Source organism: Pseudoalteromonas sp. OF5H-5 (genome assembly GCF_021530695.1).
GTDB lineage: Bacteria > Pseudomonadota > Gammaproteobacteria > Enterobacterales > Alteromonadaceae > Pseudoalteromonas.
This window is the reverse complement of the sequence record NZ_JAKGBF010000012.1, coordinates 115200-138687: the sequence shown is the minus strand read 5'-3', so window position 1 is coordinate 138687 and position 23488 is coordinate 115200. Positions and strand designations below refer to the sequence as shown.

General features: G+C 41.8%; 16 protein-coding genes. 6 read left to right on the top strand and 10 right to left on the bottom strand.

The window, feature by feature from the left end; genetic code table 11:
• The first annotated feature begins 47 nt into the window (after positions 1-47).
• A complete protein-coding gene (locus L1271_RS17355) occupies positions 48-3386 on the top strand; it encodes an amidohydrolase family protein (RefSeq protein ID WP_235368384.1) in 3339 nt (1112 codons plus the stop codon).
• 142 nt (positions 3387-3528) lie between these two features.
• Positions 3529-6831, top strand: a complete 3303-nt coding sequence (locus L1271_RS17350; protein WP_235368383.1) for a methyl-accepting chemotaxis protein — start codon at positions 3529-3531, stop codon at positions 6829-6831.
• 76 nt (positions 6832-6907) lie between these two features.
• Here the strand turns inward: L1271_RS17350 and L1271_RS17345 are convergent, their stop codons facing one another.
• Positions 6908-7678 carry an amidohydrolase gene (locus L1271_RS17345; RefSeq protein ID WP_235368382.1) on the bottom strand — a complete coding sequence of 257 codons (771 nt, stop codon included), beginning with the start codon at positions 7676-7678 and terminating at the stop codon, positions 6908-6910.
• Positions 7666-8805, bottom strand: a complete 1140-nt coding sequence (locus L1271_RS17340; protein WP_328265972.1) for a methionine aminotransferase — start codon at positions 8803-8805, stop codon at positions 7666-7668. Before L1271_RS17340 ends, L1271_RS17345 begins: the two co-directional genes overlap by 13 nt.
• A gap of 102 nt (positions 8806-8907) precedes the next feature.
• Between L1271_RS17340 and L1271_RS17335 the strand changes: the two genes are divergently transcribed.
• The 3 genes from L1271_RS17335 to L1271_RS17325 are packed head-to-tail and all read left to right on the top strand — an operon-like array spanning position 8908 to position 10744.
• Positions 8908-9522, top strand: a complete 615-nt coding sequence (locus tag L1271_RS17335; protein WP_235368381.1) for a methylthioribulose 1-phosphate dehydratase — start codon at positions 8908-8910, stop codon at positions 9520-9522.
• Positions 9519-10205: an acireductone synthase gene (gene mtnC, locus L1271_RS17330; RefSeq protein WP_235368380.1), complete on the top strand. Its 687-nt coding sequence runs from the start codon at positions 9519-9521 to the stop codon at positions 10203-10205. Before L1271_RS17335 ends, mtnC begins: the two co-directional genes overlap by 4 nt.
• Positions 10202-10744: a 1,2-dihydroxy-3-keto-5-methylthiopentene dioxygenase gene (locus L1271_RS17325; protein WP_102057708.1), complete on the top strand. Its 543-nt coding sequence runs from the start codon at positions 10202-10204 to the stop codon at positions 10742-10744. Before mtnC ends, L1271_RS17325 begins: the two co-directional genes overlap by 4 nt.
• A 357-nt stretch (positions 10745-11101) precedes the next feature.
• On the opposite strand, the gene L1271_RS17320 is transcribed toward L1271_RS17325, so the two are convergent.
• The 4 genes from L1271_RS17320 to L1271_RS17305 form a co-directional block, all read right to left on the bottom strand.
• Positions 11102-11374, bottom strand: a complete 273-nt coding sequence (locus L1271_RS17320; RefSeq protein ID WP_010606859.1) for a hypothetical protein — start codon at positions 11372-11374, stop codon at positions 11102-11104.
• Between the two features lie 59 nt (positions 11375-11433).
• A complete protein-coding gene (locus L1271_RS17315; protein WP_235368379.1) occupies positions 11434-13512 on the bottom strand; it encodes an ankyrin repeat domain-containing protein in 2079 nt (692 codons plus the stop codon).
• A 74-nt stretch (positions 13513-13586) separates the two neighbouring features.
• Positions 13587-14072, bottom strand: coding sequence for a hypothetical protein (locus L1271_RS17310; protein ID WP_235368378.1), 486 nt, complete (start codon positions 14070-14072; stop codon positions 13587-13589).
• 791 nt (positions 14073-14863) lie between these two features.
• Positions 14864-15238 (bottom strand): hypothetical protein, encoded by a 375-nt coding sequence (locus L1271_RS17305; RefSeq protein WP_235368377.1) that lies wholly within the window; start codon positions 15236-15238, stop codon positions 14864-14866.
• Positions 15239-15438: 200 nt separating this feature from the next.
• On the opposite strand from L1271_RS17305, the gene L1271_RS17300 reads away from it, so the two are divergent.
• The gene (locus L1271_RS17300) at positions 15439-17574 is read left to right on the top strand and encodes a winged helix-turn-helix domain-containing protein (protein ID WP_235368376.1); all 2136 of its coding nucleotides are present in this window, start codon (positions 15439-15441) and stop codon (positions 17572-17574) included.
• A 91-nt stretch (positions 17575-17665) separates the two neighbouring features.
• On the opposite strand, the gene L1271_RS17295 is transcribed toward L1271_RS17300, so the two are convergent.
• The 4 genes from L1271_RS17295 to L1271_RS17280 all read right to left on the bottom strand — a co-directional run bounded on the left by L1271_RS17295 (position 17666) and on the right by L1271_RS17280 (position 23451).
• Positions 17666-20515 carry a M16 family metallopeptidase gene (locus tag L1271_RS17295; protein ID WP_235368375.1) on the bottom strand — a complete coding sequence of 950 codons (2850 nt, stop codon included), beginning with the start codon at positions 20513-20515 and terminating at the stop codon, positions 17666-17668.
• 518 nt (positions 20516-21033) lie between these two features.
• Positions 21034-21432, bottom strand: coding sequence for a hypothetical protein (locus tag L1271_RS17290; protein WP_235368374.1), 399 nt, complete (start codon positions 21430-21432; stop codon positions 21034-21036).
• 6 nt (positions 21433-21438) lie between these two features.
• On the bottom strand, positions 21439-21741 hold the full coding sequence (locus L1271_RS17285) for a hypothetical protein (RefSeq protein WP_235368373.1): 303 nt from the start codon (positions 21739-21741) through the stop codon (positions 21439-21441).
• 312 nt (positions 21742-22053) lie between these two features.
• A complete protein-coding gene (locus tag L1271_RS17280) occupies positions 22054-23451 on the bottom strand; it encodes an alpha/beta hydrolase-fold protein (RefSeq protein WP_235368372.1) in 1398 nt (465 codons plus the stop codon).
• Positions 23452-23488: the final 37 nt, after the last annotated feature.

Here is a 23488-nt window from a genome sequence, read left to right as displayed (position 1 = left end):
GCAAACTGCTCGCCTTGGGCAATAACTATAAAATTAAGGGAACATCTATGTCATTTTTTAAATCACCATTAGCCATTGCTATTGGTGCTGCTGTGATTGGTTTGGCTCAGCCAGCCAGCGCTGATGATGCCGTTACAGCCACGCAAAAAGAAGAGAAGTCAACCAAAGGCTGGGATGTGCTCAACCCACCAGGTGAAAAGCAAACCATCACCATCGATACCAACGAAACCACATGGAGTAACTTAGATGTTAGCCCTGATGGTAAAAGCATCGTCTTTGATATGCTTGGCGACCTTTACATCATGCCAATTGGCGGTGGTAAAGCAACAGCCTTAACATCCGACATGGGCTGGAACATTCAACCTAAGTTTTCGCCTGATGGCAAGCACATCGCATTTATCTCCGATCGCGCAGGTGGCGATAACCTGTGGGTGATGGACGTAGATGGCAAAAACCTGCGTCAGGTATCAAAAGAAGTGAATAATATTGTTCACAACCCTGCATGGTCGCCTGATGGTCAATACATTGCAGTTAAGCAAGGTCAAGTAACGGGGCGTACCATTCCAGGTGGCTCTATTCGTATGTATCACATCAGCGGCGGTAAAGGCGTGTTGGTTCGCGAGCGTCTACATGGTGCAAAATCGCAAAAGAACGTTGCAGAGCCCGCTTTTTCTCACGATGGCAAGAAAATCTATTACTCAGTTGATGCGACCTCTGGCGTGCGCTGGGAATATAACAAAAACTCGCTCGACGCTGTATTCGAAATTCGTAGTTGGGATTTAGCAACCGGTGAAGAAGAGACAGTGATCCGTGGTGCTGGCGGTGCTATTCGTCCAACCGTCAGTCCTGATGGTAAATCTATTGCGTTTGTTAAACGCGAAGATAACGGCAACGAAATGATCGGTTCCTTATATATTAAAGATTTACACTCTGGCGTCGAAACTCGTGTTTATGCCGGCCTTGATCGCGATTTACAAGAAGCCAATGGCGCACATGGTAACACACCTTCTTTTGCTTACACGCCGGATGGTAAATCCCTCGTTTTTTGGGCGAAAGGGGTATTCAACCGCGTCAATATCGCATCGCACGAGGTCAACGTCATCCCTACTCGCGTTGTCGCTGAAAAACAAATCACACCGGCGCTACGCTTTGCGGTAGATGTCGCGCCTGACACTTTTAAAGTCAAACTTGCACGCTGGTCTCAAATTTCTCCTGATGGTGAAACTGCACTATTCCAAGCGCTTGGCTACCTTTACGTAAAAGACATTGTGTCAGGCAAAGTAAAACGCCTCACTAAGCAAACCGACCACTTTGAGTTCTACCCAAGCTACTCTCGCGATGGCAAGTCTATCGTTTACACAACTTGGAGTGATAAAGACTTAGGCGCAATACGTGTTGTGTCTGCAAACGGTGGTAAAGGTAAAGTGATCACCCAAGAACCTGGTCACTATATCTCACCTAGCTTTTCACCAAATGGCAAAAACGTGCTATTTAAAAAGGTAACTGGTGGCTACTTGCTAAGCGGTGACTGGTCAATGCATCCAGGGATTTATCTAGTTAATGCCAACGGCGGTGAAGCAAAACGCATCATTAAACACGGCGACAATCCGCACTTTGGAGCCGACTCTGAGCGCATTTACTTCTCCACCATGAGTGATGAAACACATCGCGAACTAAAAAGTGTTAACCTCAATGGTCAAGAAGAACGTAGCCACTTCAAAGGTGATTACGTCTTTGACTTTAAGGTCTCTCCAAATGGCCAATATGTTGCATTTATCGAGCATTTCAATACGTTTGTTGCACCTTTTACCAGTACAGGTAAAACCTTATCCATTAACAAGGGTGAGAAAGCTTTCCCAGTTAAGCAAGTGTCAAAGTACTCTGGTGATTTCCTAAATTGGAAAGCGGACAGCAGCGCGCTAACTTGGGCATTTGGTCCCACACTTTATCAGCGCAAACTGACTGACACTTTCGCTTTCGTCGCTGGTGCATCTGACAACACCGACGAGCTAACCGCTGAAGGTATCGACTTGAGTTTTGAGCAAAAAGCAGATAAGCCTGAAGGTATGATTGCGTTAGTCGGCGGTAAAGTAGTGACTATGCGTAACGCTGAGAACGAACAAGAAATCATCGACAATGGTGTGATCCTAATCAAAGAGAATCGCATCGTTGCAGTCGGTAAGCAAGGTGAGCTAGACGTTCCTAGCACAGCTAAAGTAATGGATATTAGCGGTAAAACCGTGATCCCAGGCCTTATCGATGCCCACGCACATGGCAGTTACGGTAGCTATAACCTACAGCCACAGCAAAACTGGAATCAGTATTCTAATCTTAGCTTTGGTGTAACGACTATCCATGATCCATCAAATAACTCTGCCGAGGTATTTTCTATGGCAGAACTACAAAGAACGGGTTTAACGGTCGCGCCACGTACCTATTCTGTTGGACGTATTTTATATGCTGGCCACGCGCCGGGTTATAAAACACCAATCAGTAACCTTGAAGACGCAGAGTTCCACGTTAAACGCCTAAAAGACGCTGGCGCTATTTCAGTGAAGAGTTACAACCACCCTCGCCGTGAGACACGTCAGCAAGTATTGGAAGCGGCGAAGAACATGGAAATCATGGTTGTGCCTGAAGGTGGTTCAAAATTCCAACACAACATGAACATGATAGTCGATGGTCATACCGGTGTTGAACATGCCCTACCTATCCCGAATATTTACTCTGATATCGAACAAATGTGGGGACAAACAAACGTTGGCTTTACGCCAACTTTCGTTGTTGCCTATGGCGGTATCTCTGGCGAAGAATACTGGTATCAACACACTAATGTGTGGGAAAACGAGCGCTTAATGAGCTTCGTTCCTGAGTATGTGGTAAAGCCAAGATCAATTCGTCCAAGCAAAGCACCTGAACGTCACTATAACCATATCAATGTCGCCAAAACCGCAAAACAGCTTCGCGATAAGGGTGTGACTGTACACATTGGTGCTCACGGCCAGCGTGAAGGTCTAGCTGCACATTGGGAATTATGGTCTATGGCACAAGGTGGATTTACACCTTGGCAGGCGCTTCGCAGCGGTACAATCGACGGTGCAAGATATCTAGGTATGGACCGTGACCTTGGTACGATTGAACAAGGAAAACTCGCCGATCTTGCCATCATAGATGGTGATGTGCTGTCTAACATCCGTGATTCAGAGAAAGTTGCCTACACCGTGATCAATGGCCGTATCTACGATGCGGCCACCATGAATGAAATCGGCAACTATGACAATAAACGTCAGCCTTTCTTCTTTGAAAATGGCGCACAAACCCAAATGCATCCAGCAACTGCTGAGTATATGGAAGAAAAGGCCCATACCTATCATTGGAAACACTAATACGTAGCACGATTGAAGCGTGAAACGTTAAGTTTACAAGCCCGGCTATCTAGATAGCCGGGTTTTTTATTTTTTGTCTAGATCTTAATCAATACTGTTCTATGCTGTTATAGGTACTTCCATAGCAACAAGGAATTAGGTTATGTCTGGGTTTTCGCAATTTTTTAACTCTCTTAATTTAACTAAAAAGCTGATTTTTGCATTTCTAATCGTCGCGCTCGTGCCGTTGATAGTAATTATTTCCATCGCACTTAATACCGCATCGAATGCCATGACAGCGCAAGTATATTCACAACTTGGTGCCGTTAGTGAGATCAAAAAAAGCGCGGTTAATCGTTACTTTAAGACCGTTGAGGATAAACTCGATGCCTTTACGGCAAACCCATTACTTCCTGTGATTGCACAAGAGTTTATTACCAGCTTTCCTAGCGCTCAGGCCGATATTAACTATGCCAAATTATCTCGATTTTATGATGAAGTGTTCGTACCTAAATTCAATCAAGAAAACCCCGAAGATACGAGCACGGCAAGGCTAATTGGTAACATTTCAGAGTCTGGGCTTGCGCTGCAAGCACGTTACTTAGCAAGCAACCCCTACCCAGTTGGTGAAAAATACAAATTTATTGAAACCGGTCACTTAGATAGTTATGACCTTGCTCACCGCAGTTACCATCCATATATGCTTAACATCGCCGACATTTATGAGTTTTACGATATCTTTATCATTGACCCAAGTAATGGAAATATTGTCTATTCCGTATTTAAAGAGGTTGATTTTGCTACGTCACTAGAAACGGGTCCTTATGCCAATAGTAATCTAGCTTCTCTTTATCAAGAACTGAAGGACTCAACGGATCCAACAATCAGCGCTTTCGCAGACTACAAACAATACCTCCCCTCCTATAATGCACCCGCTAGTTTTATTGCCAAACCTATCGTGGTGAATGGCCAAACCATTGCAATTGTAGCTGCACAGCTATCTATTGATGCCATCAATGCCATTATGACCGAGCGAGAAGGCTTGGGAGAAAGTGGTGAAACCTACCTAGTTGGCCCTGAGGGCCTGATGCGTTCAGACTCATTCTTAGATCCACAACATCATTCCGTGGTGAATTCATTTCGATACCCTGAACGCGGCAAGGTAGCCACGCTTGCAGTCTCTCAAGCATTAAATAATCAATCTGGACAACAGGTTATTGAAGACTACAACGGCGAAGCCGTGTTATCTGCCTATACACCAGTGGAAGTCTTTAATACGCGCTGGGCACTGCTTGCCGAAATTGACGAAGCGGAAGCGTTTGCTTCTATCACCTCGCTCTCTCAATACCTGATGATTATTTTAGCGGTCACTATAGTATTAGTGCTGATCGTCGCCTACTGGTTCTCAAAAACGCTTACCAAACCTGTTCACGAGTTGGTAGAAACCATGAAATCAGTTGAACAGGAAGGTAACTTTTCATTGCGAGCGCCCATTCGTAGTCATGATGAAATAGGCAATAGTGCACAGGCATTTAATTCTCTACTGGATGCCCTACAGCTTTCTATCACAGAGGCTAATCGCGTCATGAATCAAATGGCCTCGGGCAAGTTTGACGACCGCATCAAAGTACCGTGTCGGGGCGAGCTAGAAACCTTAAAAGAAGCCACTAACCATTGTGCTAATACGTTAAGCCGAGCGATTTCTGAGCTCAACGAAATTTCCATTGATATGGCAAATGGTCGCTTCGATACCAAACTTAATGCCCCCATGTCTGGCGATTTAGACAAGCTCAAAAATAATATTAACGATTCTTTGGCATCGATTAATTCGACTATGAACGGTATTGTTCATGTGATGACCAATATTGAGCAAGGTAACTTTAAGGAACAAGTCACCGTGCCCGCTAAAGGAAAATTAGCGCAACTTAAAGATTCGGTAAATAATTCCGTACGCAGCCTTAGCAGTGCGATTGACGGTATCAGCACGATTATGTCTGCACTACGCCAAGGCGACTTTTCTGCGCAACTCGATGCCCCTCTCGCAGGCCAATTAGATACCTTAAAACAAGATATCAACTCCAGCATGGCAAACCTAGACAGAGTAATGAAAGAAATAGGCACTGTGATGGCTGGCGTCAGCAACGGCGACTTTAAACAACAAGTGGATGTGGTAGCAACGGGCCAACTCGCGCAACTTAAAGATAACATTAATGCTTCGGTGACGGCCGTTGATGTTGCTATCTCGGAAATTTCTACGGTGATGATGGCTATTAGCCATGGTCGATTCGACCGCACCATTCAATCTGCGATGTCTGGCCAGCTTGATAATCTCAAAGGTGATATCAACCGTTCAGTCGAGAACCTCAATCAGGTCATCGAAGAACTCGGCAGCGTAATGGGCGCAATGTCCGAAGGAGACTTTAGTCAAAAAATAGAGTTGCCACTACAAGGTCAGCTGCAACAGCTTAAAGAGAATGTAAATGACTCGACCTTACAGGTCTCTGGGGCAATCTCCGAAGTGAGCAGCGTGTTGGCCAACGTTGCTCAGGGTGACTTAAGTAATCAAGTAAATGGTGAATATTTTGGTGTGTTTAAGTCTTTGCAAAATGACACCAATACCACAATTAAAAAACTCACCAGTGTAATCGAAGGGATCCAAGCCGCTGCAAATTATGTTGCTCAAAGTGCCGGAGAAATAGCGGCGAGTAACACTGAAATCAGTCAACGCACAGAAGAGCAAGCAGCAAACTTAGAAGAAGCCAGTGCCAGCACTGGTAATATGTTAGATGAACTCACTAAGGTTTCAAACCAATCTGGTGATGCCGTAGGACTAGCAACAAACGCAGAAAACATAGCCAAAGAAGGAGGCAGTTTATCTGCCCAAACCGTAGCTGCAATAATTGAAGTGAACAAAGCCAGTAAAGACATTAATGAGATTGTATCGGTGATTGATGGACTTGCGTTTCAAACCAACCTGCTGGCACTAAATGCTGCCGTTGAAGCGGCACGAGCGGGAGAAAATGGCCGTGGCTTTGCTGTCGTTGCAAACGAAGTACGAGAGCTGGCAGGGCGTAGCGCCGCTTCTGCAAAGCAAATCAAAGAAATTATCTCAAACAGTAATCAAAAGGTAGAGCAAGGGACTGAGCTTGCCAATAGTTCCGGTGAAAAGCTGCAACAGATCGTTGGAGCCGTGAGTGATGTAAATAACAACATCATTAAAATCAATGAGTCGACTTCAATGCAGCAGCAAGCCATTAAAGAAGTGGATTTGGTGGTGCAAAGGCTAACAGATCTTATTCAAGAAAACTCTGCAATTACCGAAGAAACGATGGCAGCGGCGAGACAAATGGCCGAGCAAGCCCATGAAATGCGCTCCCAATTGAGCTATTTCCGTTTATCAAAAAATGATTACAGCGCCACAGGTAGAGAAGGTGAATTGCTTGTGCATCAATATAATGCATCTTAGGGCCAGTTGAGTTTCGAATTAGAACATGCCCAACTAAGCCTTTTAGTTGGGCATGTTATGCCTGTACCAATGTGTATTATGCCAATGTAAATTTATCCGCATCGAGGTGGGCTGGAAATTTAGCTTTATACTGCTGCAAATCGCTCAGTTTTAGCTTTACGGTAATAACCTCAGCTTGGTTATCTACTGCCGACACAAGACTATTACCATTGAAGTCAATCGCTTTAGTACCACCATTATGCGCAGTGCCATACCCATCTTCACCTACGCGATTTACCGCAAGCACAAAGCACTGATTCTCGATTGCGCGAGCAGCCAGTAAGGTATCCCAATGATTTCGGCGTGCCGCTGGCCAATTTGCAATATTAACCATAACCTCATAATCGGTCTGATTGCGCTGAAATACTGGGAAACGTAAGTCATAGCAGATCTGCGGTAAGAATCTAATGCCTTTTAATTCGAACACTTCACGGTGCTCACCAGCAACGACAAAATCGCCTTCATTACCCAAACAGAATAAGTGTCTTTTGTCATAATGAAGTATCTTTCCATCCGGCTGGCACCACACCATACGGTTAGCCTTTTTATCTCCTTGCGGAACCAGTATGCTGCCCGCTACAACAGCTTCAAAGCGCTGAGCATATTGCTGTAAAAACTCGATGGCTGCATCAGCATAGCGCTCAACATCCGGCTCTTTTACGGCGAAGCCGGTAGCAAATGTTTCTGGTAGCAAAATTAAATCGCTTGGCTCGACATTTTCTAGCAAACGTTCAATATGGGTAAAGTTGGCCTCAGGTGAAAGCCACTGGATATCCGTTTGAACAAGGGTAACGGTTAAAGTTGACATAAGCGTTTTGCAGCCTCTTCTAATGTCTGGTTTTCCTTAGCAAAGCACAATCGAATGACCTTGTCTTCCGGTGCTTGTTGGTAAAAAACGCTGAGTGGCACTGCCGCCACCCCTACCTCTTCCACCAGATAGCGACAAAAGGCAACATCATCAAGATCAGAAATTTCACTGTAATCCAAAAGCAAAAAATAAGTCCCTTCACTTGGTAATAGCGTAAATCGGCTTGACGCTAACGCCTTAACCAGTACATCGCGTTTTTGTTGATAAAACCCACTCAGTTCATCAACGTGCTCAGGGTGTTCAGCAAGCATATCTGTCAATGCAAGTTGTGCCGGAGTGAAACTTGAGAACGTTACATACTGATGGATTTTTCTAAACTCAACAGTCATTTGCTTTGGCGCCACACAGTAACCCATTTTCCAGCCTGTACTATGAAAGGTTTTACCAAAGCTAGAGATCACAAACGCACGCTCAAACAATGCAGGATCAGTTAATGCGCTCAGATGGGGCAAACCATCAAAGGTAATATGCTCGTATACTTCATCACTGATCAATAACAAGTCATGCTGATTTAGCAGCTGTTTTAGTTGCTCTAAATCTGACGGCTTCAGCGTTTTAGCTGACGGGTTATGCGGTGTATTGATGATAATAGCACGGGTATTTGGGTTGATACTCTCTGCGACTTGTTGCCAATCAATTTGGTAATGTGGCGCGGTCAATGCAATATGTACGGCTTTTCCGCCAGCAAGTTCAATTGCAGGCTCATAGGAGTCATAAGCCGGATCGAATACAATAACTTCGTCCCCTTCAGATACTATTGCCTGAATTGCCACGAAGAGTGCTTCCGTTGCACCGGAGGTCACCGTGATCTGTTCTTGTCCTGAAACCCTCACCTGATAACGACGCTCAATTAATGCCGCAACTTGTGCTTGCAAGCTCGGTACGCCAGCAGAAGGCGAATACTGGTTTTGACCTTCACCAACATAGTGGCTCAGTTGTGATTTGAGGTAATCAGGCGCATCAAACTCCGGAAAGCCTTGCGATAAGTTGATCGCACCATGCTCGTTCGCTAATGTCGTCATTTGGCTAAATATACTAATTCCAACCTGAGGTAACTTACTTTTCACTGCAACACTCTCTTTCTTATGGTGCTAATCGTGAGTGGATGCTATCATTGCTCAAAATAGATGTATAGCCGTCCAAACGCATTTAATTTATAGGTGTTAACTATGCACACACAAGCCGCAAAACTCGCGCTTATCGACGCAGGAGCTTGGGTTGCTCAGCAAGGCTGGGTTCCCGCGACTGGTGGTAATTTCTCTATCAAAACAGACTCTGGCTTTGTTGTCACGGCCAGCGGCTTTGATAAAGGTAAATTAGCACCAGAACAATTTCTGGAATTAGACGCCACTGGCACCATCATTGCCGGTAGTGGCAAGCCTTCAGCCGAAACCGCATTGCACCTAAAATTATATGATTTATGTGCGGGTGCACAGTGTATATTACACACGCATTCCGTAGCTGCGACTGTGTTGTCGCGATTTATTCAAGGCGATCAATTTCAGATCCGTGGTTATGAAATGCAAAAGTCACTGTCTGGCATTCAATCCCATGAAGAAACCCTATCCATTGCTATTTTTGATAACGATCAGGATATAGAGCGACTAGCACAGCGGGTGGCGCAATCTCATCAAACTACACCAGTTGTACACGGTGTATTGATCCGAGGTCACGGGTTATACGCCGTGGGCCGCACAGTGCAAGAAACTCGTCGTCATATTGAGGGCTTAGAGTTTTTATTTGCCTGCGAATTAGAACGCATCAAATTGGAGGGGCGCCAATGATCAAAGTCATTTTAACAGATATTGAAGGGACAATTACCCGTATCTCATTTGTTAAAGAGATACTATTCCCGTATGCCGCTGCGCATTTACCGCAATTTATTCGCGACCATCAGCATGACACCGCCGTTGCCGAGCAAATTAGTGCCGTCAGAGCAGAATTGGATACTGCCAACGCTGATATTGATACCGTGATTGCCGCACTACTTGAGTGGATCGCCGCAGATAAAAAAATCACGCCATTAAAACAGCTACAGGGTCTCGTTTGGCAGTTTGGCTATACAAACGGCGATTTTACCGGACATTTGTACGAAGATGCCTACCAGTTTTTAACACAACAAAAAGCGGATGGTCGCAATCTCTACGTGTATTCCTCGGGTTCAGTGAAAGCGCAGCAGCTACTTTTTGCGCACTCAGACTATGGTGATATTCGCCCGCTATTTAGCGACTACTTTGATACTAAAGTGGGTGCCAAGCAGGAAGTCTCGTCGTATCAGAACATTATTGCAGCCCTACCGTATGAAGCAGAGCAAATACTCTTTTTAAGCGATATCGTTGCCGAGCTAGACGCGGCAAAGGCCGCTGGCATGCAAACATTACAACTGTTTAGAGATGCACAAGCAACATCACCTGAACATCCAGTTATATCAAGCTTTGACCATTTTGATGAAGGGGCATTTTCATGAGTCAACTGACTATCTACCAGGTACAGAATCCAAGCCAAGCTTTACAACAAGAGCAAGACGCAAACATCATCGCATCTTTGCTCGCAGAGCAAGGCGTACGCTTTGAACAATGGCAGACTAGCACCGATATCACCGCTGAAATGTCACAAGACGACATTATTAATGCCTACCTGAGCGATATTGAAAGATTAAAGACGCAAGGCGGCTATCAAACTGTCGACGTGATTTCACTTGCAAAGGGCAACCCTAGTGCCTCGGAGTTGCGACAAAAGTTTCTTTTTGAGCATACTCATAGTGAAGATGAAGTACGTTTTTTTGTTAAAGGACAAGGGCTATTCTGCTTACACTTAAACGATAAGGTTTACCAAGTTTTATGTCAGCAAGGTGACCTAATCTCAGTACCAGAAAATACGCCTCATTGGTTCGATATGGGTAGCGATCCAGAATTTACCGCCATTCGCCTGTTCAATAATCAAGAGGGTTGGGTTGCAAAAAGCACGGACTCTGACATTGCAAAGCAGTTTCCCTTACTTGATTAATCCAAGTCTGAATACTCACAGTATTAACGAAGCACTGTGAGTACTTGCTTACTCATGCTAGGCTCACAACCTTCAACAAAATACACACCAAATTCCATCATCAGATTTTACCTCATGACTCATTTCAATATTTGTATTACAACAGCAAGTAAACCAACATGGCACTGACATAATAGGTAAACTCTTGAAGAGGCCTGACTTTCAATCTACATTTCCGTTGATATGAACGTTTTCACTTATCAAAACTAAGTCCTTAAAATGCGCATACTCTCCCTAAAACGCGTTAACTTTTTGTACCTAACTGCAAGAAAGCCTCCTTATCAACTAATCGGCTCGACATTTGATTAAAATACAAAATTATTTAATTTCTTTGAGCGCGCTGATGAGTAAGTTTATTGATGTTTGCTGCTGATGCTGTTTCAAAAGTAAATACATCACCGTTATCGCTGTATACCCAAATAACACAGATTTATACATGTATGGAAAGTAGTTTAAAAATACAGAGAGAGCAAGATACAAGAAAACAAACCCTGTGACTTCAATTTTTTTCTTCCGTTCAACCTTATTTGCTTGTTCTAATTGCTTAATAATTTCATCTAATTCTATTGATTTCGATTCTTGTTTTTCCATAATAATACCTTTTAAAGTTTGATTCGCTTATTGCTTGGTTTAGGTTAAATAAGACGACACTATAGTTTAAAGCTCGGAAAGGCCGAAATAATTTCTTTGTATAGTATCGGGTTGCTATTTTGATACGCAGCAACCCTTTGTTTGTGACTTGATTCAATAGGGGCTCCCGCGTAGAGCAGCTGAGAGATATAGAAAAAGCTGTCATTCAAACTCATATTATTCCCAGCAGCTAACTCCATGGCACTTGCCCCATTTTCAACCTGCTCTAGTGCAAAGTCTAAGGCATCTAGCCCATAGGGATCTGGCTTGACTGAAACCTTATGTCTCAGCAAATATGTCATGATTTTTGGAGTGCGTAATAAAACGGCATAGAGCAACGCATTGCGACCTAGTGGGTCAACAAAATGTAAATCCAAGTCATATTTAACGAGCGCCTTAATTAGTGGAAGGTTGTGCGTTCGCACTAAATTTAATATTGTTTGGGGACCTAGCCGTGCCCCTTTTTCAAGTAATCTAGTTATTTCATCGATACTGGCATTTGTCGAAATGGCCATGGTCAATAAAGCGTTTAGCATTTCTTGCTGCTCTATTTCCGCATTTTGTTCAGTCATATGATCTGCAGCTTGCTGCCAATTACCTTTTTGTGCCAGCGTAAAGGCTTCTGTGATCGCCTCTTGTAACTTGGCTTGCTTTGCTTTTTCTTCATCGCTTAACTGCGCTTGTTGTTCGGTGTGTCTCGCCAGCAAAGCTTTTAATTGTTCATAACGATAATGGTCTACTGCCATTTTGTTCAGCAAATCAGGTTCTTGCCCTAAAACACGGACTATCATGCTTGGATCAGTATTCTGTTCAGTGACTGTAGTAACCAAACTCTCAGCTGACTGTTTTATCTCTTTAACATTAACGGCCTGTAACTGCTCATTATTTAGCTGTTCATATGCGTGCTCACGATTAAATACTAGCTGTATTTTTGCTCGCCCGACAGAGTGAAAGCAGGGATGGGCTTTAGACAACTTTTCAGGAGCTACTATGTCTGATAAAACGGCGCGATATAATTTATCGACACCCGATTCAATCTCATCTTGCCATTCTGACGGTATTGCATTTTCTACGTGTTGAAGCTGGGTCTTATATTGCGCGAGAGTACCATCAGAGAGCCAGTGAAGAAGCCTCTTACTACTAAGTTCGTTCGAAGGGCGCACCCCATTTGCTAGTAATAAAAGAATGATAGACTCTACTTCATCAGCTTTGTCTGTAGGTGCTGGTGAGAGTAAATCGAGGGCATTATTCGAAAATGGGTCAGCAATTGCTGGACTTCCTTCTTTAAGCCAAAACGTAGTTAATTCAGAGTTAATTGCAGCAATAGCAACATTTGTTAGTGATGTATAATGCTCTAACTCATAGTCATACCAAACTTCACTCGGTGTTAGTCCGCTTGCATCGAGTAACTGGGCCATAAGGGTTGGAGCGATACCTAGTTGCGTGGCTGTAACCAAGTCTTGATATGTCACCAAAATACCGCTCGAGGTAAGCTCTGAAATAACGTTGGAATTGTCACCTTGAAGTTGCGTCAATATGAGACTCACAGGTGTGTCGTAGACAGAAACACGCTTGCTGGCTTGTATTTTATTTTGCTGATAGGCGGTTATTAACCCTTTGATGTCTTGACTTCTAAGGTAGGCCCAGAACATATCAGCCTGTCGCTGAGATAAAATACCATTAGCGTAGTGAGGGATTGCATCTACCGATTGGTAATACTTCGATTCAGGCCTTAGCATTCGACCTCTAAGTATACCTAGGCCCGCAGCTTTTGAAATATAATCTAGCTGGTTTTCGCCTAATCCCTGATGCTGCATAGAAGAAAATATATATTGAATACGCTGCTCAGCTAGAGCTTGCCAGCTTACCATATCATCAATATCACTTGCATAGTCATTACACATCACACTGATCGTTTCTTCCGGCTGAGTTGCAACACTTCCCAAGCTTGTATGCTGATATTGTCCAATGTTATTTGACTGCAACGGCTCACGAGTTATTACATTTTCCTCGATGTTGTCAAAGGCGAGGTATGTCCAATAAAGGCAGAGCAGTGCTAACAATGTAGCGCTTGCAATTAAAAGTGACTTTTTACTCAATATTTTGCTCCTTGCATTAATATATATCGTCAACGATGTATAGGCGCAAAATGTGCTCCTATACATCACCTTTGCTATGCTCTAGCACACGCTTTTTTCTGATTGGCAATTTTGCTTGAACAATAACTGCCTACAGTATGCATATCAGCCTCTTTCGCCATGTTGCATGCTGCTGCTGCAACAATACCTGACGCCCCACCTGCACCTAAAGACATACTGCCAACAGCAATACCCAATATTCCAGAAGCACCAATACACGCATGATGTAATTGACTAATAGTGTATTTACGGTCCGCCACACAAGTTCCTTTAGAGTCGATGCCTGCTAAGCATTTCTTCTTTTTTTCTTCATCGGTTTTCTGTTTTGATGTCGTGCTTGTACCGCCACCACCACCACCACCCCCAACACCAGCGCTACTACTAGAGTTGCCCCCATCCCACGGATATAGCGTCCGCATTCGTTCTGTCTTTTGACCTATCACGTCAATTCTTTCTACGGCAGTGACATTTTGGGTAGCTAGAAGCGCTGCTAAGCTTAATACAAGCGTTTTTATTTTCACTTTATTTCCTTATTACGGTTTGTATGTATTTGACTAACTTTTTATAGGCGTTATAAGCATCAAACTTGACACACCAATACCTATAATAATTGAGTGGGTCTTCAACAATAGAGAGATGCCATCACAAAAATACACTTATAAAGAAGAAAGTAAAACTTTCAAAAAAAACAAAATAACACTTAGTTTCAACACCTTACCACAAAAAATCATGAGCAAATAACAAATTGGTAAGAACTTGATTATCGGGTTTAGAAATTAAAATTTTTATAAAGCAATTCAAAGCATGGAGTTAAATATAACAACCCACTGAATTAACAAACACTTTAACGACTTAGACTTTCACATTACTGAATAAGACATAAATAAAAAATTTTTAATAGAACTTATTAGGCTGCCACTTACCGCTATATCAATAAAAATTATCAAAGTAAGTTATTTATCCCGACTTTAAGGCCAACTTGATTAATTAAGTACCCTATTATGAGGTGATAAAACATTGTCGATAACACGGCTACCGCGTCCTGTTGCCTCCAAGGTATCTACATCCATATAAGCAAGGCAAAATTTTTCTACTTAGTTGTTCTCAATCAGAAGTTTTTAACATAGTTAGCGTCAGGTTTGCTCCTTCAGATTGAGCAAGTATTAAGACAAATTGGTATAACTCACAAATGCAACACTCTAACCAAAATAAAGCAACCAGCATCGTTTTTTAAATATAACGGTAATTGCTTAAGACCTATACACTTTACGGTCGATAGTTTACCCATTACATCGTGAACTCGATATCTATCTCACTTGCGCATAAAATACTCACAACCTTCAACAAAATACACGCCTATATGGTTATCACGATAAGCGTGATTATATTTACCGAAGAAATCGGCTTGAAACTTAAATCCCGCGTCGTTCAACTCAAACAAAAGCTTATCCACAAGATCCCACGACATTGTCAGCGGTGAAAAAAGCAGAGTATTAGTGTGCATGCCGGTAGGAATTTCAGCCTCAGAGGACGATATAACTAAGCTATCTGTCGCATCAATAAACAATTGTTCAAACACCTGAGGGGGGCAACTTGCAACTATATGGATGTAGGTTTTTTGCGAGTGAATAGAGTGGCAGCTGCATAAGGCCAGTACAACCACACCGATAATGAACCATCCCTTCATTAGCTACTTTACCTTACTTCAAATTCTCTATAGTAAAGCAGCTTGTCCCTAAAGCTGAAATGAAGGTTTTGTGACCATGCAATAATGGGAAACTATTAATTTCTAATGATATAAGCAATAACAGCTGAATATTATTTTGAAATCTTTGATAATATCGAAATTTGTATATCCGCCTTTTTGATTACTAACTTGGTATTTTCATGGTTCTTGAAGCAACACAATCAAAGTATATTGATATAGGATGTTGGCAACTTAATACGGCAACACAAACCATCAACAACAAACACGAGCGCAAAGAACTTGAGCCTCTGCTGTTTAAAACACTTATGTATCTCATTGGTAACCAAGAGCGGATCATTACGCGGCAGGAACTGGCTGAACATGTTTGGCAACTTAACTTTGTCGACGACAATACAATTAACCGAGTCATTTTCGAGTTAAGAAAGCAGTTGGCTTGTGATCTGCAACCTCAACCAACGATCAAAACCCACTATCGCAAAGGCTACAGTTTCACGATACCGGCACCTGAACCGATTGAGCTATCTAGTAAGACATCTGACACCACAGGAAACAGCGAAGCAAGCAAGTCTTACCGAGTGCGAATACTCTGTGGCACCTTAATTGCGCTCGCCGCTTTGATCACCGTGCTATATTTCGTCACAAAGCAAACTCTCCAGATAAAAAGTGCACCTCAGCCACAGCCATCCGCTGAGATTTTCCATAATCAAATACTATCTTGGTATCGAGGTCATCATGGCAAACTGTATAACTCACCGGATCAACGTTACCTAGCCTATAATTTTAAAGCTGATACCAATGAAGTTGGGGCGTTAGGGGAGGTGAGGCTCATGGATCTTACCACCCAACATGAAAGAGCACTTAGCCTGCCGAATGGCAGCAACATTTTAGGTTGGTCGGCTGACAGTACATGGGTTTATTACTTATACCGATCTGAAGGGGAAAACCCTATCTGCGAATACCGCCGCCACCAGTTATCTCCAAAAACAGGCGCTCATGACCAGTTACTCTTTCGCTGTTCTGGCGGCCTAATTAACGCACTGTTTGATTTTGGAAAAGACCATCTGATATACAGTCGACGAGGCTATTTAGACGTACCAAACCTAGGTGCGATTTATAGCTATAATATGGAAAAACAACAAGAAACTAGGATCACAACACCGAATAACCATGGTTTTGGGGATCAGCTTTTAGCAATTATCCCTGAGTCACACCAGCTAATTTTTACTCGTAATATCGGTGATAAAGTCGAGCTACTGGTGACCACTTCAACAGGGCAAAAGACCTTAAAATTGGCAGAGTTCCCGCATTTGCTATGGGCTGCGAACTGGAATACTAAACAAAAAAGTGTGCTGTGGTTTGATCACAACACCAGTGAAATCAAACGCTATTCCATGCAAAGCTTAACGGAGCTGCCTGCCGTAAAAGTTGCGGTCGAGCCCACCTCGTACATTTTGCCAATGTCAGAAAACCAATTGCTCATGACGACCTACGGCTACGACCATGACAGCTATGTCATCGATCTTAATACGGGTAAATCAACCCTCTTTGCCAAACCGAATATTTACGAAGTAATTATGGCTTACCTTGGGGATAATGAATTTGCCTACAATGATTCCATTTTCAAAGATGTGGAATCTTACGGGGTCATGCATATAGACTCAAGCCATCGATATTCACCCATAGCGGCATTAAGTTCGGGCTACTCCATTATCGACTCAGATCCAAGCAATCAGCAAATTCTCGTCAAACATGTCGCCAACAAACAAACTGAAGTGAGAGATTGGAAGTCTCTTGATGTGCTAATAACTCTGCCCGATAACGAACAGAATGGTGGTACTCGGCTTGGCGGAAATAAGGTTGCTCAACTGCGGGCTCACAAGGTAACTGATGACAAAATTATTGAGGTTACTTTTCTGAATGACAAAAATAACAAAATCATTACGGTTGATGACATCGTGAGTATTGATTGGTACGACGACCATCACCTAGTAACCTTATCAAGTAATCGGAATATTTCGTTACTGAATATAGAAACGGCTCAAGTGACCCCTTTGATATCCGGATCCGAGCTTGCAAACCGCACCAATGAAGTAAAAGTAAGACCAACGATCACCGCCTCCAATGGTGCAATCTACCTCTATAATCGGCAATACGTATATAAGCTTGACGCAAATCAACAAATAACAACCATCTTAGATATCAAAGCCAGCGTGAATGCCGAATCTAGCATTTACTACCTTGATGCTCATGCTGACAAGTTACTGATTTCTTACCTCACGAGATACCACAATGAGATAAAGTTATATCACCGCTAAACAGGTAAAGCTTACCGACCGATAGGCTTATAACGAAAAATGGCGAGCTCTATAAGCTCGCCATGGTTGGGATCCTTTCGATTACACTAACCTACTGAATAGTCAGTTGCTTTACAGTGAAGCCTTTACCCTCAAGCTGCTTGCTTAGCGTGTTGGTGTCACCAACTACAACATAAGTCATCTCGGCTGGAGTAAAGTACTTGCTCGCCAGCTGATTAAGCTCTTTTTTGCCAACTGTTTCAATTGTTTTAGCTCGGACATCAACAATATCAGCATCAACATTATGGGCATGCATCATCGCAAAGAAGTTTAATTTTGCCGCTGGTGTTTCGTATTTCAGCGCATCTCTTTGCGCGATCGAATTTCTTGTGAATTGAATTTCTTCATCAGTTAATCCGTGCTCACTAATCTTGCTAAGCTCTTGTTGGATTTCTGTCAGCGCATCAGCAACGTTTGCTGCATTAATGCCTGAAGCGAGGACAAACTGACCGGCATCACCATATCCAGAGAAGTGTCCTCCGATACCATATGTATATCCTTTGCTTTCACGCAGGTTTTGATTCACTCGACTGTTAAAGCTGCCGGAGAAGGCAAAGTTCATGATTTGACTTTTAAAATGCTCCGCAGCTAAATCTTCCGCAGCGGCATGGCGAGCAACACGGATCTGGACCTGAGGTGCATTCTCTTTATGTACCAAATACACGATATTACTATCGAGGGGAGCAAATTTAGGAAGCGCCATGTCCAGCTCACCTTTTCCTTGCCACTGTGATAGTGCACTAGTTAATGCCGACACCAATTTCGACTGTGCAACATCGGATACAATTGATAATTTACTACCTTGTGGACGTATCTGCTGCGCATAAAATGATTTAACATCTGCAAGTTCAATAGTCGCAAGCTCTGCTTGAGACGGCAACCAAGGTTTACTGTAGTTTCCTTCTTGATACATCACCTGAGATAATGCGCTATCTGCCAGAAATTTTGCGCTATCGCGTTCAGATTTACTATATTCTGAAACCATGCTTTTAACTCGCGCGAAGTCCGACTCCGAAAACTTTGGTTGTAACAACTTTTCTGACAAGATATCTAGTGTCGCGGTTAAGTTCTTACTTAATGTGGATAGCTTAACCTCAATATATTCAGACTTCGCTTCGAATGCGATCTCAGCACCTAATTTTGCCAATTGCTGTGCCAGCTCTGACGGCGTACTCTGTGTTGTAGCTTGACCCAACATTTCCACCGTTAAAAGTGCGACCCCTGCTTTATTTTCAGGGTCATATAAACGACCAGCAGGGATCTGAAGTAGCAATGTTGTGGTTGGCGTTTCGGTATCAAACGCTCCTAATACGTCTATGCCATTATCAGTTTTAACTTGCCATAAGTCTGGCAATGTAATTGCTTTTGCAACACCTGCCTGCGGTTTAATGCTGCGGTCAAAACTATCAGTAATCGAGGGAAGTTGTACTTCGTCTCGTACTTCCTCAGTTGCTTTAGGCTCATAAAACTTCGGCGTATAGTTGTCTTGCTGCGCGATAAGTTCTGGCTTTCCTTTTGGTACAATACTCAATACAACATTCGCCTTATTAGCAACATATTGCTCAAATACACGTTTTATATCTCCAACTTTCAAAGCTTTAACATTTTTAAGCTGTTGAGTTAGGAAACCTGGATTCTCATGGAAAGTCTCAAATTTAGCCAGCATAGAAACTTTACCCTCCACGCTCTGCAGCGCTCTCACAATCTCTGCTTCTCTTTTAGTGATAAAAAGATCAACATCTTCTTGGGTAATTTTATTTTGAATATAATCTGCAACTAACTCATCAATGCGCTTATCTAAGCTAGTCAGTGTCTCACCACTCACCGGATGAGGAAGTGCACCAAAAGCCATTTGACAAGATAGTTCAAAGCATTGATGCCATGCAAATGCCGCTACCGCTTTTTGTGTATCAACCAATTCGCGATATAACACTGAGCTTTCACCTTGCCCTGCAAAATAACCAATCGCATCTAACGCAGCTTCATCTTTATGCCCCATATAAACCGTTGAGTACACTTTTCTAAGCATCGGTAGTGATACATTATCTTCATAAGAAACGTAACGAGACTCAACTAATGTACCGGGTTGCTTTGCAGCATCTGAAACAGTCTCCCCTTTTGGAATAGAGCCAAAGTACTTCTGTACAAGTGGTAAAACCTCATCTGGAGTTACAGCACCACCAATAGTCAACGTCGCATTATTAGGCCCATACCAACGTTTAAAAAAAGCTTTCAAATCATTTGAATTCGCACGATTTAAATCAGACATATAGCCAATCGGCATCCATGAATAGGGGTGACCATAGTCATATAGCGCTTGGTGCAGCTTTTCTAAAGCTTGCCCATAAGGGACGTTGTCGTATCGCATCATGCGCTCATTTTTTACCGCGGCGCGTTGTATCTCAAACTTTTCTTGAGTAATACCTTGAGCAAAGAATCCCATACGGTCCGCTTCTAACCAAAGCATCTTCTCCAATTGATTTACTGGCACTGTTTGGAAGTAATTTGTTCTGTCTGTACTGGTTGTTGCATTTAACTTACCACCTGCTTCCGTCACTATTTTAAAGTGCTCTTCGTCAGCTACATGCTTTGATCCCTGGAACATCATATGCTCAAATAAATGTGCAAATCCTGATTTGCCCATTTCTTCACGTGCAGATCCAACATGGTAAGTTACATCTACATGAACTAATGGGTCTGAATGATCTTCATGAAGAATAACTATCAAACCGTTATCGAGTTCAAACTTTTGATAAGCGATCCCAATATCACCGCCCTCAATGTTTTTTTGTTCCACTAATGTTGCACCAGCGTACTTTGACGCATCAGAAGATTGAAATTGACTACAACCGTTCAATGTTGCGGCCATTATGACTGCGATTGCAACTTTGTTTAAAAGCATAAAAAATCCTTACATTTATTTTATAATTTGGCGTTTATCTCGTATGGAACAAAGCTAGAAGCGTTCAGCGTTCCCCGTTGTTGGCGACAAGATTACAAGCCAAAGAAATTTAAGTCGCTTATCGAGTCATCATGAATTTATTTATTTTTATTAGCTTTAAAGTCAAACAGTTATAAATATAATGAAATTATTTTTAGCCTTTGGAACAACAAATAGTGAAGTGTTAGATAACGATAACAATGTGAATATGTCGTTTTATACCTACAGCATTAAGCCTATAAGCCATTTCGGAGTACGGAAATAGCTCGCGAATTCAGATAATAAATCCATCAATCATGATTAAAGGGTGAGAAAGCATCAATTGCTTGTTGGTGGTACTCTGTAATCGCCAGAAGATAAGAGCTGATACCAAGTTAAGGCTTGTTTACGCAATGAGTTTTATAGGGTGATAGAAACAAGCTAAAAGTGAGTCATAGTACAATAGTATTCGATGTCATTATTTGGCTGAAATCGCCCACTCAACAGTGCATAAACGAAAACGACTTGCAGCTAAATGCACCAATCCCCCATTGCGTTTGTTGAGTATGGCGAAAATACAATTGAATAGGTAAAACGCCTCGGATAATGCATACAAACGCAATTAGATAAATACAAAACCTCGATAAAGGAAGTTTGCGCAATAGCCCTGCACCAGATAATGCATACAACCCAAGCACCATGAATATCGCAGACACTAGAGTTGTTCCGATTGGGGCTAGTAGAGTCCCTTTCATTGCAGACTCGATAATCTCGGGAGGAGCCATCTGTGATGAATAACACTGAGGTCCAAAGTAAATACAAGAAAGATGCGCTAGTGCCGTGCTGAAGAAAATAGTAGCTCCTATAGCCAATAAGATAACACCTTTTTTAGCACTCATAATATTTCACCCTTTCTTATTAATAAAATTTAAAATAATCAATATAAAAATTAAAAAATACCCACTTATATACACTTTACTTTTCCAACCTACTTCCAGAAGGATAAAAAAATAAAAGTAAATACCTACCCCACCTACACAATATGCTATAAACACTACAATTAATGGAAACAAATTATCACCATTATTGTAGTTCGGCATCATAAAAAATAGAAAAGTAGCAATTGAAAGTGCAAACAAAAAATAAAAGGTAATTTTAGATTTTCCTTTATCTTCCACACTCTTTCTTTTAAAACTACCTTTAATCATGTATAACCCCTATTACCGTTGAATCAACATTGTAAGACGATGTTTATCTTTAGTTGTCCAGCCGTTATTGATACCATTTCAGGCCTCTCCGCTCGTTGAACACACTCTGAGTTCAAGCCCAGGCACCTTTAAACTACACTGTCAATTATGGTTTGTGTATTGATTACCTTAAACTGAATGATCTAACACCTTTTTAGGGTCTTGTTATCATATAGTCATGAGCACCAAGTGCAGAACACGGTCAGCTTCTCCAAATAATCACACTAGCATATATTCCTACGACGTCTTTTCCCATTTGATTAAGTTTCGATTTCATAGCTTACTTTGCTGTAATACTTTCGCGCTTAGTTTTTTAACTCTCGCAATATTTCTTTTTTCTATGTTTATAAATTCTTGGTCATCTCCCTCTATAGACAACTCCAACGCTTTTCTATATGCAAGCTTAGCCAAGTCATACTCTCCTCCTTTTTCATATGCTTCACCCAAACTATCAAATCCATTTATCGAATTAGGAAAATAGCCAACAACAAACTTTAACAGCTCAACAGCTTCTCCTACTTCATCACTATTTAAACGATCGTAAGCTAATGATATTAAGATAGATTCATCTAAATCATCAGCTTTAGATGTTGAACTCGAAATAGCTGACAATCCTCCTTTCATCCAATTCCCATATATATGAAATGATTTCCTACTCAAAACAGAATCAGGGTAGTAGTGATTTGAAAGGTTCAAAAGTAGATTCGCCATACTGTAATCTTTTGTTCTAGACATACAGAATGAAGCCATTCCTAGGAGAGAGTTTTCTCTTGGTATAATAGGGTAGCCTATTCTTTTTGATAAATTTTCATAATGTAATATAACATCTTCAAAAGAACGACCAGAAATAAATTCTTCAGTCAGAGAAAGTCCATTATATAACCAACTCAAACCCTGAATCATCCCACTCAAACTAGTTGTATTGTGATCAGAATATTTCAAAATTTCAGCTCCCCAATACAAATTACCCGAGACATTACTTTTGAATATATCAACGACGTGGTTAAATTCTTTTGTAATTAGAGAGTGCTCTAGCCCTCCTAAAGAGAAATAGATTGCTCCCTCATTAACTCTTGAATTAGTGAAGTACAGCTTTAACTTCTTACTAAATTGCTTAGCATGGTGAAATGCAGGACTAATTGCAATGTGTCCATTGTAGCCAGTAGGGTTTTGCAAAAACAAGTATGATACAAATAGGCCAGCCATTGAGTGCCCAGCTATAAACTTGGTATTGTTTATCCTGAACTTTTCACTTATAAATTGCGTGACTTCATCTCTTATAAATTTTTCGTGCTTTTTTGCTAATTCGGAAATGGTATATGACTCTGAGTTTAGAAAAGGAAGGTTCTCATTAAAGTAATTATCCTTACTAGGCAGACCAACCACAATCATTTCATGAATTTGATTTTTTGATGCAAGGAAGCTTGCAATCTCTGTCGCCAATATATGGTTTTTCTCTGCATTTAAAACATATAAGACAGGGTACTTCCTTTTTTTATCCAACGCGTAACTTTTAGGCAAACTAACTAGTATTACTCTATTTTCGTTATGTGAAGCTGAGTAGTAATTAAACTTTTCACTTACCACTTCGTAATTTGAAAATCCCTCATTTGATATAGCAACATTACAAGACAGAATTAATGACATTATAAAAACAACAATATATTTCATTTAAAAACCTTACACAATTATCTCTTGAGAACCAACC

What these genes read in the sequence shown, in the direction of transcription:
- L1271_RS17355 (WP_235368384.1), top strand. Translation starts at nt 48, where the DNA reads ATGTCATTTTTTAAATCACCATTAGCCATTGCTATTGGTGCTGCTGTG.
- L1271_RS17350 (WP_235368383.1), top strand. Translation starts at nt 3,529, where the DNA reads ATGTCTGGGTTTTCGCAATTTTTTAACTCTCTTAATTTAACTAAAAAG.
- L1271_RS17345 (WP_235368382.1), bottom strand. Translation starts at nt 7,678, where the DNA reads ATGTCAACTTTAACCGTTACCCTTGTTCAAACGGATATCCAGTGGCTT.
- L1271_RS17335 (WP_235368381.1), top strand. Translation starts at nt 8,908, where the DNA reads ATGCACACACAAGCCGCAAAACTCGCGCTTATCGACGCAGGAGCTTGG.
- mtnC (WP_235368380.1), top strand. Translation starts at nt 9,519, where the DNA reads ATGATCAAAGTCATTTTAACAGATATTGAAGGGACAATTACCCGTATC.
- L1271_RS17325 (WP_102057708.1), top strand. Translation starts at nt 10,202, where the DNA reads ATGAGTCAACTGACTATCTACCAGGTACAGAATCCAAGCCAAGCTTTA.
- L1271_RS17320 (WP_010606859.1), bottom strand. Translation starts at nt 11,374, where the DNA reads ATGGAAAAACAAGAATCGAAATCAATAGAATTAGATGAAATTATTAAG.
- L1271_RS17305 (WP_235368377.1), bottom strand. Translation starts at nt 15,238, where the DNA reads ATGAAGGGATGGTTCATTATCGGTGTGGTTGTACTGGCCTTATGCAGC.
- L1271_RS17300 (WP_235368376.1), top strand. Translation starts at nt 15,439, where the DNA reads ATGGTTCTTGAAGCAACACAATCAAAGTATATTGATATAGGATGTTGG.
- L1271_RS17295 (WP_235368375.1), bottom strand. Translation starts at nt 20,515, where the DNA reads ATGCTTTTAAACAAAGTTGCAATCGCAGTCATAATGGCCGCAACATTG.
- L1271_RS17290 (WP_235368374.1), bottom strand. Translation starts at nt 21,432, where the DNA reads ATGAGTGCTAAAAAAGGTGTTATCTTATTGGCTATAGGAGCTACTATT.
- L1271_RS17285 (WP_235368373.1), bottom strand. Translation starts at nt 21,741, where the DNA reads ATGATTAAAGGTAGTTTTAAAAGAAAGAGTGTGGAAGATAAAGGAAAA.
- L1271_RS17280 (WP_235368372.1), bottom strand. Translation starts at nt 23,451, where the DNA reads ATGAAATATATTGTTGTTTTTATAATGTCATTAATTCTGTCTTGTAAT.